This is a genomic window from Janibacter limosus NBRC 16128, assembly GCF_001570985.1.
GTDB classification, from domain to species: domain Bacteria; phylum Actinomycetota; class Actinomycetes; order Actinomycetales; family Dermatophilaceae; genus Janibacter; species Janibacter limosus.
Genome location: NZ_BCSS01000012.1, coordinates 14,628 through 27,876, shown reverse-complemented (window position 1 = coordinate 27,876; position 13,249 = coordinate 14,628). Strand labels below are relative to the sequence as shown.

General features: G+C 68.9%; 12 protein-coding genes and 3 tRNA genes. 5 read left to right on the top strand and 10 right to left on the bottom strand.

The window, feature by feature from the left end; all coding sequences use genetic code 11:
* Positions 1 to 7 precede the first annotated feature (7 nt).
* From JLI01S_RS06220 to JLI01S_RS06210, 3 genes are read left to right on the top strand one after another with little or no spacing between them, the layout of a single operon-like run.
* The gene (locus tag JLI01S_RS06220) at positions 8 to 373 is read left to right on the top strand and encodes a YidH family protein (protein ID WP_068261659.1); all 366 of its coding nucleotides are present in this window, start codon (positions 8 to 10) and stop codon (positions 371 to 373) included.
* Positions 374 to 380: 7 nt separating this feature from the next.
* Complete coding sequence (locus tag JLI01S_RS06215) at positions 381 to 707, top strand: DUF202 domain-containing protein (protein ID WP_068261656.1); 327 nt, start codon at positions 381 to 383, stop codon at positions 705 to 707.
* Complete coding sequence (locus JLI01S_RS06210) at positions 707 to 1,462, top strand: helical backbone metal receptor (RefSeq protein ID WP_068261653.1); 756 nt, start codon at positions 707 to 709, stop codon at positions 1,460 to 1,462. The genes JLI01S_RS06215 and JLI01S_RS06210 overlap by 1 nt, the downstream gene beginning before the upstream one ends.
* Before the next feature lie 58 nt (positions 1,463 to 1,520).
* On the opposite strand, the gene JLI01S_RS06205 is transcribed toward JLI01S_RS06210, so the two are convergent.
* The 3 genes from JLI01S_RS06205 to JLI01S_RS06195 form a co-directional block, all read right to left on the bottom strand.
* Positions 1,521 to 3,296, bottom strand: a complete 1,776-nt coding sequence (locus tag JLI01S_RS06205; protein WP_068261650.1) for a S8 family peptidase — start codon at positions 3,294 to 3,296, stop codon at positions 1,521 to 1,523.
* 181 nt (positions 3,297 to 3,477) lie between these two features.
* Positions 3,478 to 4,743, bottom strand: coding sequence for an acyl-CoA dehydrogenase family protein (locus JLI01S_RS06200; RefSeq protein ID WP_068261647.1), 1,266 nt, complete (start codon positions 4,741 to 4,743; stop codon positions 3,478 to 3,480).
* A gap of 44 nt (positions 4,744 to 4,787) precedes the next feature.
* Positions 4,788 to 6,113 carry an acyl-CoA dehydrogenase family protein gene (locus JLI01S_RS06195; protein ID WP_084349238.1) on the bottom strand — a complete coding sequence of 442 codons (1,326 nt, stop codon included), beginning with the start codon at positions 6,111 to 6,113 and terminating at the stop codon, positions 4,788 to 4,790.
* Positions 6,114 to 6,382: 269 nt separating this feature from the next.
* Between JLI01S_RS06195 and JLI01S_RS06190 the strand changes: the two genes are divergently transcribed.
* Positions 6,383 to 8,221: a phosphoenolpyruvate carboxykinase (GTP) gene (locus JLI01S_RS06190; RefSeq protein WP_068261641.1), complete on the top strand. Its 1,839-nt coding sequence runs from the start codon at positions 6,383 to 6,385 to the stop codon at positions 8,219 to 8,221.
* An 84-nt stretch (positions 8,222 to 8,305) separates the two neighbouring features.
* Positions 8,306 to 8,434 (top strand): hypothetical protein, encoded by a 129-nt coding sequence (locus JLI01S_RS17635; RefSeq protein ID WP_281177453.1) that lies wholly within the window; start codon positions 8,306 to 8,308, stop codon positions 8,432 to 8,434.
* Positions 8,435 to 8,672: 238 nt separating this feature from the next.
* Here the strand turns inward: JLI01S_RS17635 and JLI01S_RS06185 are convergent.
* The 7 genes from JLI01S_RS06185 to JLI01S_RS06155 all read right to left on the bottom strand — a co-directional run bounded on the left by JLI01S_RS06185 (position 8,673) and on the right by JLI01S_RS06155 (position 13,213).
* A tRNA-Arg gene (locus JLI01S_RS06185) sits at positions 8,673 to 8,745 on the bottom strand.
* 186 nt (positions 8,746 to 8,931) lie between these two features.
* A tRNA-Ser gene (locus tag JLI01S_RS06180) sits at positions 8,932 to 9,020 on the bottom strand.
* Positions 9,021 to 9,098: 78 nt separating this feature from the next.
* Positions 9,099 to 10,655, bottom strand: coding sequence for an LCP family protein (locus JLI01S_RS06175; protein ID WP_084349237.1), 1,557 nt, complete (start codon positions 10,653 to 10,655; stop codon positions 9,099 to 9,101).
* Between the two features lie 132 nt (positions 10,656 to 10,787).
* Positions 10,788 to 10,991 (bottom strand): cold-shock protein, encoded by a 204-nt coding sequence (locus JLI01S_RS06170; RefSeq protein WP_055991015.1) that lies wholly within the window; start codon positions 10,989 to 10,991, stop codon positions 10,788 to 10,790.
* Between the two features lie 227 nt (positions 10,992 to 11,218).
* Complete coding sequence (aroQ, locus tag JLI01S_RS06165) at positions 11,219 to 11,668, bottom strand: type II 3-dehydroquinate dehydratase (RefSeq protein ID WP_068261636.1); 450 nt, start codon at positions 11,666 to 11,668, stop codon at positions 11,219 to 11,221.
* Positions 11,669 to 11,694: 26 nt separating this feature from the next.
* A complete protein-coding gene (locus JLI01S_RS06160) occupies positions 11,695 to 13,056 on the bottom strand; it encodes a protealysin inhibitor emfourin (protein ID WP_068261632.1) in 1,362 nt (453 codons plus the stop codon).
* 70 nt (positions 13,057 to 13,126) lie between these two features.
* A tRNA-Ser gene (locus JLI01S_RS06155) sits at positions 13,127 to 13,213 on the bottom strand.
* Positions 13,214 to 13,249 lie beyond the last annotated feature (36 nt).

Genomic DNA, 13,249 nt, shown 5'->3' with positions numbered 1-13,249 from the left:
TGGCGGGGTGAGCACCGATCGTTGGCCTGCGCAGGTCTATGACGAAGGGGAGGACCCGGACTACCGGTTCTCCCTCGCCAACGAGCGCACCTTCCTCGCGTGGCTGCGCACGACGCTCGCGCTGCTCGCCGCCGGCGTGGCCGTCGACGTCCTCGACCTCGGGGTGTCCGACGGCTTCGCCCGGGGGCTGGCCGCGATGCTGCTCGCGCTCGGCGCCATCTGCCCCGTGCTCGCCTTCGTCCGCTGGGCGATGGCCGAGCGGGCGATGCGTCGCGGTGAGCCGCTGCCCTCGCTCGGTGTCGCCGCGGCAGTGGTCACAGGTGTCGTCCTCGTCGCCGCGGCCGTGCTCGCGGTCGTCATCGTCGGGTCGTGAGGCGCAGATGAGCGAGCTCGCCCGCGCCACTCCCTTCGGGGCCCAACCGGAGCGCACCGCCCTGGCCTGGCAGCGCACCGCACTGGCCAGCGCAGGGGGCGCCGCGATCATCGCCCGGCACTCCGGGGAGACCCTCGGTCCGGCCGCCCTGGTCATCCTGCTCGCCACCCTCGCCATGGCGGCGACAGCCTTCGCCCTGGGCCGTCGTCGCTATGCGACAGCCCCGGTCGAGCCGTCCCGACGACGCGATGGCCGGGCCCCCTTCGCCCTGGCTCTGGCGGTCACGGCGATGGCCCTCACCGAGCTCCTCGCCCTCGCTGTCACGATGTCCTGATGCTGCACGACGACCTCGGCGACCCAGTCGACCTCCCGCCCTCGCTCGAGCGGGTCGTCTCGCTCGTCCCGAGCCTCACCGAAGCCATCGCCCAGAGCTGCCCCGACGTCCTCGTCGGAGCCACGGACTGGTGCACCCATCCGGCCGACCTCGACGTCGCCCGGGTCCGCGGTACCAAGAACCCCGATCTCAAGGCCATCGCCAGCCTGTCCCCCGATCTCGTCGTGGCCAACAAGGAAGAAAATCGAGAACTCGACGTCCGACGGATGCGCGAGCAGGGCATCCGCGTGTGGGTCACGGACATCGAGGACGTGCCGACGTCGCTCAGCTCGATGCGCCGGCTCTTCGGCGAGGTACTGGGTGCCACGGTGCCGGACTGGCTCGCTGACGCCGACGAGCTGTGGTCCGCTCCCCCACCCGAGCCGCGCGGACGGGTCGCAGTCCCGATCTGGCGCGATCCGTGGATGGCCGTGGGGCCACGCACCTACACGACCGACCTGCTCACCCGCCTGGGTTGGACCAATGTCCTCGCCGGGCCGGACGCCGATCCGACCGATCGATATCCGCACGTCGACCTCGCGGACCTCGACCGCGCCGACATCGACCTCGTCCTGCTGCCGGACGAGCCCTACGAGTTCACGGCAGACGATGGGCCGGAGGCCTTCGCCCAAGTCCCGACGCAGCTCGTCAGCGGACGCCTGCTCACCTGGTACGGGCCGGCCATGGTCGAGGCCCACAAGACCCTGCGCCCATGACGAAGGCGCCGCCCACGAGGGGCGGCGCCTTCGGTGCCGTGTGGCGGCGTGGAGCTGGTCAGAGCTTCTTCTTGGCCACCGCGGCCTCGGCATCGATGATGCCGTCGCCGTAGAAGCCGTTGAAGTCGTCGTCACCGACACACTCCGCGTTGTACGACGCCGGGATGGGTGCCGGGTAGTCGAACAGGCGCGGCTCGGGGCAGGGCGTGTTGCGCGCGGAGTCCATCAGGACGCTCGCGACGGTGTCGGGGTTCATCCCGAAGCCGGCCTTGCCGTTGACCTTGCCGTAGCGGGAGACGATGAGCGCCGAGACGCCCGCCGCGTGCGGGGACGCCATCGAGGTGCCCTGGTAGTACTCGTAGTACCCGCAGACCTCCTTGCCCTTGACCGTGTCGCAGTCCTTGAAGACGGAGCCCTCGGCGCCGGGCCTGACATTGCCGTCCTCGTCGACGGAGCCCTCGGACTTGACCACGTTCTCGGGGACCGAGGACAGGATCATGCTGGCGGGGTTGGGCCCGGTGGCACTGGGCCAGTCGTAGGCGTCACCGCCGGGGGCGGCCACCTCGATCTGGTCGCTGCTCAGGTCGGTCGTCCAGTTGGAGTAGTACGACTTGCGCTCCGACGGACCGACCGCGGAGACGCCGATGACGTCCTTGCCCTGGGTCGGCAGGTCCATGCAGCTGGCCGGGTCGATGGTGCGGTCGTGCTCGTTGCCCGCGGGGTAGTTGGGGCTCGAGCTGTCGGTCCCAGGGTTGGCCAGGTCGGTGTACGCGTTGCCCAAGGCCCCGACCATCGTCACGCCGTTGTCGTGGGCGTAGCGCATGGCCCGCGAGACGGACTCGATGATCATGTTCTGCTCAGCGGCCTCCTCCGGGCTGTCCTCCGGCGCGCCGTCCGTGCAGTAGTACGCCCACGGGTCGACGTAGAAGCTCATGTTGACCACGTCGATGCCGGCGTCCGCCGAGTAGGTCAGCGCGTTGACCGTCGGGCCGACGAAAAAGTAGCCCGCGTCCTGCCCTGCGCGGACGTTGACGATGGAGGCCTCGGGCGCGACACCCGAGACACCGATGCCGTTCTTGGCCGCGGCGACCGTGCCCGCAACGTGAGTGCCGTGGCCACCGTTGTCGACGTCGGCCGGGTCGACGCAGGACTCGACCTCGCACGGTCCGTCGATGTCCGGGATGTCCGTGACGAAGTTGCGTGAGAGCTTGCGGTCGAAGTTGGGAGCGATGTCCGGGTGGCTCGCATCGACACCGGTGTCGATGATGCCGACCTTGACCCGCTTGTCACCGGCCTCGGTCTTGTGGGCCGCCGCGGCATTGATCATGTCCATGCCCCAGAGCTTGTCGTCCAGGGGGTCGGCGGCGCCCTTCTTGTACTTGCCCTTGCCCTTGTTGGCCTGGGTGTTGCCCTTCGTCGCACCCGGCCCCTTGGCGGCGCCCTGGCCCTTGGTCGGTCGCTCGACGGCATCTTTCTTCTTGTTGACCGGAGATCGTCCGACGACACCTTCGTCAGCGGCGCCGAAGACGTCCTTCATCGCCCGGGCCGAGCTCGCGAAGTCTGCGTCGCTCGAGGTCACGGTGACCATGCCGACCGCCTCGTTGACCGAGGTGACGGTCGCTCCCTTCGCCTCCAGTCGTTTGGCGAGGGCCGTGGCACTGGCGCCGCGGTCCGCGAGGACCACGTAGTGAGTGCTGCCGCCACTCGTGGACGCGGTCCTTGCACTGTCTGCGGTGTCTGCGGTCGGCGCGGCGGTGGCGTTGCTCGTCGCTGCGAGACCGGTCAGCCCGAGCGCCAGAGCGCCCAGTGCCGACACCATGCGTGTGTTGCGCATGTTTTTCCTCCCAGTTGTCGTCATCGACGAGTTGTCGACGACCCGATCGAGACTATGACCTGGATCACCCCCGCGGGCGCGGCAACAGGCGGCAACTTTGCCCGCTCGTGGACATGAGTGCGCCCCCTGCGTCCGGCCAGACGCAGGGGGCGCACTCACGGTGGCCGGGTGGGCCGAGGGCCTACTTGAGCTCCTTGCTCGAGTAGCCGAGGATCCGTCGGGCCACGACGAGGAGCTGGATCTGCTGGGTGCCCTCGAAGATGTCGAGGATCTTGGAGTCGCGAGCCCACTTCTCGAGCAGCTCGGTCTCGGCGTAGCCGGTGGCACCAGCCAGCTCGACGCAGGCCAGCGAGACGTTAACGCAGGTGCGCCCCGCCTTGGCCTTGGCCATGGATGCCTCCATGGAGTTGGGCTTGCCGTTGTCAGCCATCCAGGCGGCGCGGAGGGTGAGCAGGTAGGCGCTCTGGTAGTCCGCCTCCATCTCGATGAGCTTGGCGGCGGCCGCCGACTGCACGGTGGCCGGGCGGTCCCAGTCGACCTCGACCCCGGCGTCCTTGAGCAGCTCGGTCGTCTTGTCGAGCGAGGCGCGGGTCAGGCCCAGCGCCATCGACGCGACGAGCGGACGCGTGTTGTCGAAGGTCTGCATGGCTCCACCGAAGCCACCCTCGATCTTGATCTCCGGGTCCCCGAGGAGGTCCTCGGCGGGCACACGGCAGTCGTCCAGGACGAAGGCGGCGGTGTCGGAGGCGCGGATGCCGAGCTTATGCTCCAGTCGCACCAGCTGCAGGCCGGGGTTGTCGCGACGGACCACGAAGGACTTGATCGCGGTCTTGCCCAGGCTGCGGTCGAGGGTCGCCCAGACGACGACGAGCTCGGCCCGCTCACCGGAGGTGACGAAGATCTTTTCGCCGTTGAGGACGTACTCGTCCCCGTCCTTGGTCGCGCTGGTGCGGATGGCACCGGAGTCGGAGCCCACGTCGGGCTCGGTGATGGCCATGGCCGCCCACTTGCCGGCGTAGCGCGCCTTCTGCTCCTCGTTGGCGACAGCGGCGATGGCGGCATTGCCCAGGCCCTGGCGCGGGATCGACAACGTCAGACCCACGTCGCCGCGGCAGGTCTCCAGGATGGAGAGCACCGAGGAGAGGTTGGAGCCGTTCTTGTTCTCGCGCTCGCCCTTCCTGCTCGCCCGGCCGGAGCCGACGGCCGCGACGTCGCCCTCCTCCGCACCGTCGTCCTTGGCACGGGTCGAGGAGGAGGCGCCGGCCCCCTGGGAGGCGCCACCGTCGGCCATGCCGTCGATGACGGCCGAGACCAGGTCCAGCTCTGCGGGGTACTCGTGCTCGGCGCGGTCGTACTTGCGCGAGATGGGCCAGAAGACCTCCTCGGCCATGCCGCGAGCCTGGGCGACGAGCGGTCGGAACTTCTTCGGAACCTCGAGGTCGATCATGATCGTGTCCTTCGTGTCAGGTAGGTAAGAGGAAGGGGCGCGGCTCAGACGAGCAGCGTGCCCTCGAGGACTCCGGCGCCCCGCAGATCGCGGTACCAGCGCTCGTTGTCGAACTCCTTGACGAAGCCGTGGCCGCCGAGCAGCTGCACGCCGCTCGAGCCGATCCACGTCGCGTGACGGCTGACCAGGTTGCGAGCCTGGGCGATCTCGGCAGAGGCGTCCTCGCCGCGGTCAAGGCGCGCGGCGGCCTTCCACACGACGAGGCGCAGCCCGGCCAGCTCGATGGCGATGTCCGAGACGGTGAAGGCGACGGCCTGGCGGTAGCCGATCGGCTCGCCGAAGGCCTTGCGCTCCTTGACGTACTCGCTCACGTGGTCGAGGACGGCCTGCGAGGTGCCGACGGCCGCGGCCGCCCAGGCGAGGCGGGCACGACGCACTGCGTCGGCGTGGTCCTCGACGGTGCCGAGCAGGTCGCTCGTGGGGACGCGGACGCTCTCGAGGTGCAGGCGGGCGGTCTTGGCCGCACGCACCCCCATGGCGGGGTCGTCCTCGGTCTGGACACCCTCAGTGCCGGGCTTGACGATCACCAGTCGCGACTGGCCGTCGATGGCGACGGAGACGATGAAAAGGTCCGCGCTCTCGGCGCCGGGCACGATGGCCTTGACGCCGTCGAGGACGATCTCGTCACCCTCGATGCGACCCGTGGTCCGCAGCGCGAAGGGGTCGAAGAGCACCTGGGGCTCCTGGATCGCCAGGGCCGCGGTGGGCGGGTTCTCGCTGGTGAACTCCGGCAGGTAGGTCGCCTGCTGGTCGGCGTCGCCGTAGGCAGCGATCGCCGTCGCGACGGCTGCGGGAGCCATGATCGCCGTGGCGATGCCCATGTCACCGCGGGCGAGCTCCTCGAGGACGATGGCGCCGGTGACGGCAGAACGCTCCTCGGCGATGCCCTCGAGCTCGGCGGGGACGCCGACGAGGTGCAGTCCCATGTCAGCGGCCGCGGAGCGGACCTCTGCGGAGACTGCGCGCTCGGCGTCCGCGGTGGCGGCGGCCGGCCGGATGACCTCGTCCGCGAGCTCGCGCGCGACGCCCTGGATCATCTGCTGGTCCTCGGACGGGTTGAGGTCGAAGAGCGGCTTCGGCTTGGCCGCCGCAGCGCGGGCCGGGTCACCCGAGCCCTTCTTCTTGGCGAAGGCACGACCAGCAGCGGTCTGGGCCTTGAAGCCGGAGACGGCGCCCTTGTACAGGTAGCGCTCGACCTTGGCCCGCACCTCCTTGTCCTTCAGGCCAGGCAGGCCTCCGGCCTTGGCGATCAGGCGCAGGCCGAGGCGCTGGCCCTTGTCCGCCAAGGACATCGATTCGCTGGAAGCCATGTGGACTACCCCTTCGCGACAGTGCTGAGTGAATGAAAAGTGTGCGATACCGACAGTACCTGCTACACCACGTATCGGTAAACCGGTGAGTCACAAGCAGCGTCGGTGATCTGACCCACACGGACCCCGCGCACGGATGCGTGCGTCAGATCACGCCGCGCTCGCGGCCACCGCCAACCCATGGCCGGTCACGGAGCGGTAACCTGCCCGCAACCGGGAGAACCCGTGAGGGACCGCCCGCACACCAGCACGTGAGAGGGAAACTGAGCATGGTCGACGTCGACGCCGCGCTTGACGCGTCAGGTCTCACCAACGAGGCCGTCCGCGAGTACGTGAAGCACTGGGCCGAGATCACCCAGCCTGACCGGATCGAGGTGGTGGGTGCACAGGACGACGACCGTCTCATTGCCGAGGCCGTCGAGGCTGGCGAGCTCCTGCCGGCCGGGGAGGGTCGGTACTACTCCCGCTCCTACTCCAAGGACACCGCGCGCTCCGAGGAGCGCACGATCGTCGCCACCAACGACGAGAAGGACAAGGGCGTCTACAACAACTGGCGTCCCGCCGCGGAGATGAAGGACAAGCTGACCGAGCTCATGCGCGGCCAGTCCAAGGGCAAGACGATGTACGTCCTGCCGTACCTGATGTCCCCCAAGAACAACGAGCTCGCGCAGTGGGCCACCGGCGTCGAGCTGACCGACAGCCGCCCCGTCGTGCTGCACATGATCCGCATGTCCCGCGTGGGCATCGAGCACGTCAACGACCTGCCGCAGCAGGACAACTTCGTGCGCGCCGTGCACGTCACCGGCGACCTCGAGAACCTCGGTCAGGGCACCCCCGACGACAAGCGGTACTTCGTGACCGTCGCCGACGAGCGGATGATCCTGCACTTCGGCTCTTCCTACGGCGGCAACGCGCTGCTCGGCAAGATCGCCCACGGCCTGCGCCAGGGCGCCTACGACGGGTGGGCTACCAAGAAGTTCCTCGCTGAGCAGTACATGCTCATCGGCATCTCCGACAAGGAGACCGGCAAGCGCTACCACATCACCGGTGGCTTCCCGAGCGCCTCGGGCAAGACCAACCTCGCGATGATGCTGCCGCCGGACGCCCTCGGCGACCGCTACCAGGTCGACTTCTACGGCGACGACATCGCCTGGCTCTGGGTCGACGAGAAGACCGGCAAGCTCATGGGGATGAACCCCGAGTTCGGTGTCTTCGGTGTCGCCAAGGACACCAACGAGCTGACCAACCCGACGGCGCTGCACTCCGTCAACCCGGGCACCAAGACGATCTTCACCAACATCGCCTACAACCCAAAGACCGAGGAGGTCTGGTGGGAGGGCCGCACGCCCGAGCCGCCGGCCGACCTCGACGGCTGGCTCGACTGGAAGGGCGAGGCGATCGCCGACCGCGAGGCGGGCGACACCTCCCCCTGGGCGCACCCCAACAGCCGGTTCACGACGACGCTGGCCAATGTCCCCAACGCCGCCCCCGACTTCGACGAGCCTGTCGGTGTCGAGGTCGACGCGATCATCTTCGGTGGTCGCACGCGTGACCGTGAGCCGCTGATCCGCGCGATCACCGACCCGGCCGAGGGCGTCTACGACGGCCTCACCCTGGGCGCCGAGGCGACCGCGGCCGCCGAGGGTGTCGAGGGCCAGCTGCGCTACGACCCGATGTCCAACCGGCCCTTCATGGCCTACGGCGAGGGTGACTACGCGCAGCACTACCTCAACATCCTCAGCCAGGTGAAGGACAAGCCGCTCTTCGCCCACGTCAACTGGTTCCAGAAGGACCCGGAGGACGGCCACTACCTGTGGCCCGGGTACCGCGAGAACATCCGCCCGCTCCTGTGGCTCATGCACCTCAAGGCCGGCGAGGTCACGGGTCGCCAGACGGCGGTCGGCGTCATCCCGACGGAGGACGAGCTCGAGATGACCGGTCTCGACATCCCGCAGAAGGACCTCGACCGGATCCTGTCCATCGACGTGCCGCGCTGGCAGCAGGAGATGGGCTTCCGCGAGGAGCACCTCAAGCAGTTCGACCGGCTGCCGGAGGAGATCTGGGAGGCGCACCGTCGTGTGTCCGCCGCCCTCGACAACGAGGCCTGACCCTCCGACGGACCCACGGTGGCCCCGCTCCCCTGACGAAGGGGGCGGGGCCTTCGTCGTGCCCGGCTGAGTACGCTGGCGTCCATGGCCGACCTCACCGAGCCCTGCCCCAACTGCGACCGTCTGATGCGCTGGGAGACCTCCCACGAGCGGTGCGACGGGTGCGGCTACATCCAGCCGTGCTGCGAGGGCGCGCCCTGCCCGATCCCGTGACCCAGGAGCCCTGTCCGGGCCCGTCTGCTCGTGCGTGAAGCCCCCCACCCCATCAGCAGGTGGTTGTGGGTTGAAGTGGTAGCCGTGCCTGCCGGCGAGGCTCCCACGAGGACGCCGGCAGCCAGAACTACCGGTTCAACACACAACCATCCGACCGGGCTCGCCAACCGTCCGGACACGAGTCAGGCCCCGCCGCGTTTCCGCTGGCAGGGCCTGTTCCGTCTGTCTCAACACAGAGTGCGCCCGAAGGGATTCGAACCCCTAACCTTCTGATCCGTAGTCAGATGCTCTATCCGTTGAGCTACGGGCGCCCGCCGCCGAACATGTCGGCAACAAGGAAGGACTGTACCGGGTCAGGTGCCTCTCCACGAAATCGGGTGCTGTCAGGGGCCGCTCGCGACATCCGGCCCTCGTTCCGGGGATGCGAGCAGCGCCCTCCCCCGGCGCTCGGCACACAAAAGCGCCCCCGAGCCATGGGCTCAGGGGCGCTTCGACGCTGGCGGAGGCGGAGGGATTTGAACCCTCGACGGGTGTTACCCGAACCGCATTAGCAGTGCGGCGCCATAGGCCACTAGGCGACGCCTCCCAACAACTCGGACAGACTAGCCGTCCGGCATCCGCCACTCAAAGTCAGGGTCCCCGCACGCCCTGTCCGGCAAGCTCCTCAGCCGCAGATGTCCTCGTCAGCAGTGCGGCTGGAGACCTCGGTGGGCGCCGGCGGTGCCGTGACCGACGGCGACGGCATCGGGCCCTTGCCCTCGCGGTTGGGGACCTCCCTAGCAGGCTCGGCCCCCATGCCGATGACGAGGCGGACATCCCCCTTCGTCAGCGTCGTGTCCGCCTTGAGCTTCGCGCCGGGGTACGCAGCCGCCACCGTTCGCGCGGACTCGGTGTCCCCCTCCGCGTGGTGGACGACGACGCCGGTCACGGAGGACGACGGGGCGATGTCGGCCACCGTCGTCGTGAACCCTTGGGCTGCCAGCGCCTGCGACTCCTGCCCGGCCAGCCCGGAGACCCCGGTGTCGTTGACGACGCTCACGGTCACCGCCGACGGCCGCACGGTGAGCCTGGGCGTCTTGGGGGGCTTCTTTTCCTGTCCGGGAAGGGGGCCGTCGTCACGGATCGCGGTCCACAGTGCGTCCGCTGCTTCGCTCTTCCACTGCACCCGGTTGGGGTCGGGGAGGTACGGCTCCGTCGGCACCGTCACGAAGACGAGGCGGTCGGTCCCGAGGTCCTTCAAGCTCGTGGCGATCGACATCATGCGCCGCAGACCGAGCTCGTCGTCAGCCGTCATCGACTTGGTCGCTGCGTCAAGGAAGCGGTAGAGCCGGTCAGGGCGCAGCAGCAGTGAGGACTTCGTCGCCTCCTGGGCCATGGAGGACATGAAGGTCTGTTGCCGATCGATGCGCTGCAGGTCGGAGCCGTCACCCAGGCTCTTGCGCATGCGCACGTACCCCAACGCTTCCTTGCCATCCAGCCGTTGACGGCCCGCGGGGAGCTCGATCTGGGCGTCCTTGTCGGACACCGGCTTCGGCAGGCACACATCGACACCGCCGAGTCCGTCGACCATCGACTGGAACCCACCGAAGTCGATGACCGCGACGTGGTCGACATAGATGCCAGTCAGACCCTCCAGGGTCTTGACCGTGCACGCCGGGCCGCCCTGGTTGAAGTTGTCGTTCCACCGGCGGATCTCGCCGTTGCCGACGGTGGACTCCGGGTCCGAGCAGTCCGTCGGCGCCTTGGTCATCGAGTCCCGCGGGATCGAGACCACGTAGGCCGCCTCGCGGTCCGCGGCGATGTGGACCAGGAGGTTGGTGTCGGAGCGAGGGCCGCCCTCAGCCGTCCCGACGCCGTACTCGGACGTGCCCAGCCCCTCACGGGTGTCGGACCCGATGAGCAGGATGTTGAGCGCGCCGTCGACGTCGTCGGGCCGCGCCCCGGACCCGTGGGCGATGTCGACCCGGGCGATGTTGCCGTTCAGGTGGGCGGCGACCCCGACCCCAGCGGCCACGCCGAGGGCCGCGACGACGCCGCTGCCCTTGAGGGCACGGCGACGCAGGACGGCCCTGCGACGCTCCCTGCGCTCACGTCTGGCGGCCCGAGTGCCGTCGCCACTGCTGTGCTCTCCACGAACGCCTGGGGACGTTGACGCGCGCGCGCCAGACCGAGAGGCGGCGCGCCGCTGCGCGCGCGTCTCGTGCTCGTGGTGTTCCTTCATCGGGAGGACACACTAACGCCATGTACTGCGAAGGGCCTGACACACAGGACCTGACACATGACGAAGGCCCCCACCAAGAGGTGGGGGCCTTCGTGCGAAGCGGTGGAGTCACCGCATCAGGTGTGCGTCGTCTCAGACGGGACGGACGCTCTCAGCCTGCGGGCCCTTCGGGCCCTGGGTGATCTCGAACTCGACGCGCTGCGCCTCGTCGAGCGACCGGTATCCGGTCGTGTCGATTGCGGAGTAGTGAACGAACACGTCGGGGCCTCCGCCGTCCTGGGCGATGAAGCCAAAGCCCTTCTCAGCGTTGAACCACTTAACGGTGCCCTGTGCCATGAGGTGAAACTTCTTTCCTGTTGAACAATCCGGTCCCGCAGGTCGCGGGACCTTGTGCAAGCTGCAAAGCTCCCCTCGGCAGAGGAACACGCCTCTGGTAATACTGTGGGCTCGGCTGGCGGCCGCGCCCAAATGCATCGTGCGAGAGTTCTGTACTGCAACTACGTGAGCGACGCTACCAGCAATCACGCGCAGTGGCGTGGTCGTGGTCCCCCATCGCCGTGAGGTCAGCTCTGGCGGACCCGCTCGCTGACCTCGTCGATCGCCTCGACATACCCGCGGACCCCATGCCCGACGATGACCGCGGCGGACACATCCGTGAGGTACGAAAAGTGCCGAAAGGCCTCTCTCGCATGGACATCCGAGATGTGCACCTCAATCACGGGCGCCCGCACGGCCGCCAGCGCGTCGCGGATCGCGACCGACGTGTGCGTCCATCCGCCTGCGTTGACGATGAGTCCGAGAGCACTCGAGCGCACCTCGTGGATCGCGTCGATCATGACGCCCTCGTGGTTGGTCTGGCGGAAGTCGAGATCCCACCCGAGCTCATCCGAGCGTGCGCGACACAGTGCCTCGACATCGGCCAGCGTCTCGTGGCCGTAGACATCGGGCTCGCGCTCGCCGAGCAGATTGAGGTTGGGTCCGTTGAGGACGACGACGGTCGGTGGTGGACTCACGCGGCAAGCCTAGCGGCGGGGCTCGCTCAGGCCTCCCGGCGCAGCGTCCGCTCGAAGAGGTCGCGGGTGGCCCGTGGGAGGACGCTCTCGGTGACCTGCACGTCGAGCGCCGGACGCTCGCACCGCAGTCCGTAGCAGAGGACGTCGGGACGCGATGACTCCTCGACCGCCAGGCGAGGCAGCTGGGGTCCCTCGATGAGCGACCGGAAGGCGAGGGCGTCGCGCTCAGGGAGCTCTCCCAGACTCAGCTCACGCGATCTGGTCAGGCCGGCGACACCACCCGAGCGACTGAGGCGGAGCAGTGCTCCGTCATCCACAGGAGTCTCGTCGGCGGGCACGCTCCCCCCTGCCCCTGCGGTGACACCCACCTGCTGCCACGCGTCCGCCACGGCCTGGGCCTGCATCGAGTCATCTCCGAAGCGGGCCTGAGCCGCCGACACCGTGAGTGCCGCGAAGGTCGCGAAATCGCAGTCCGCCGAGATCTCCCCCGTGAGCACGTCGCACCAGATGAGGCCGGGCGCCTGCCAGGCCGGACCGCCGATGGCGGTGGCGACGAGGTGGAAGGCCTTGTTGGGGATGCCCGAGTTGATGTGCACCCCGCCGTTGTCATCGCTCGTGCGCACGAAGTCGTCCATGTGCGCCGGCTGCGGGTCCTTGCCCATCCGCGGATCGTCGTAGGCCGTGCCGGGTGCCGCCATGGAGCGCAGCGCCTGTCCCTGGACCGAGGCGGTGAGCAGCTCGGCACCGATGAGCCAGTCGGCCTCGTCGGCCGCCTGACCGAGATGACGCTGCTTGACGAGGACGCCGAAGACGTCGGAGACGTGCTCGTTGAGCGCGCCGGACTGCCCCCGGTACACGAGCGCTGCGGTGTGCTCGGTGACCCCGTGGGCCAGCTCGTGCCCGATGACGTCGAGGCTGGCCGTGAAGCGGGTGAAGATCTCGCCGTCGCCATCCCCGAAGACCATCTGCGAGCCGTCCCAGAAGGCATTGTCATAGCGATCGGCGTAGTGCACGGTCGCCACGAGCGGCATCCCCGCACCGTCCAGGGAGTCGCGGCCGTACTCCCGGGCCCACAGCTCCCATGTCAGCCCGAGTCCGTCATGGGCCTCGTCGACGGCTGGGTCCCCGACGGGCGGCTCCCCCTCGCTGCGCACGACGGCCCCCGGCAGGACCTCGCTGCCGCCTGCGTCATGGATGGTGCGCTGCGGCCCCTGCTCGAGCGAGGGTTGCGTCGGGATCACCGACGGACGAGGCCCCACGAGTCTGCCCGCGTGCCGCAACGAAGCGTCGATGGCCAGCGTGCGCGCGGCGACGAGGGCTGGCTCGGCCTCAGCCGAGCGGGCGAGGGCGGCCAGGACGTGCGGGGGGACGATGCTGCACCGGGTCATCCACCCAGTGAACTCCCCTCCCCCGACAACCGCACCCGGGAGGAGCGATGGGCCGACCATCCACCACGAGCGGAGGGCGTGGGATTCGAACCCACGATGACGTTGCCGCCATAGCGGTTTTCAAGACCGCCGCACTAGGCCACTATGCGAGCCCTCCTCACTCGCCGGGGCGAGCGAGACCACGGTAGGCCAT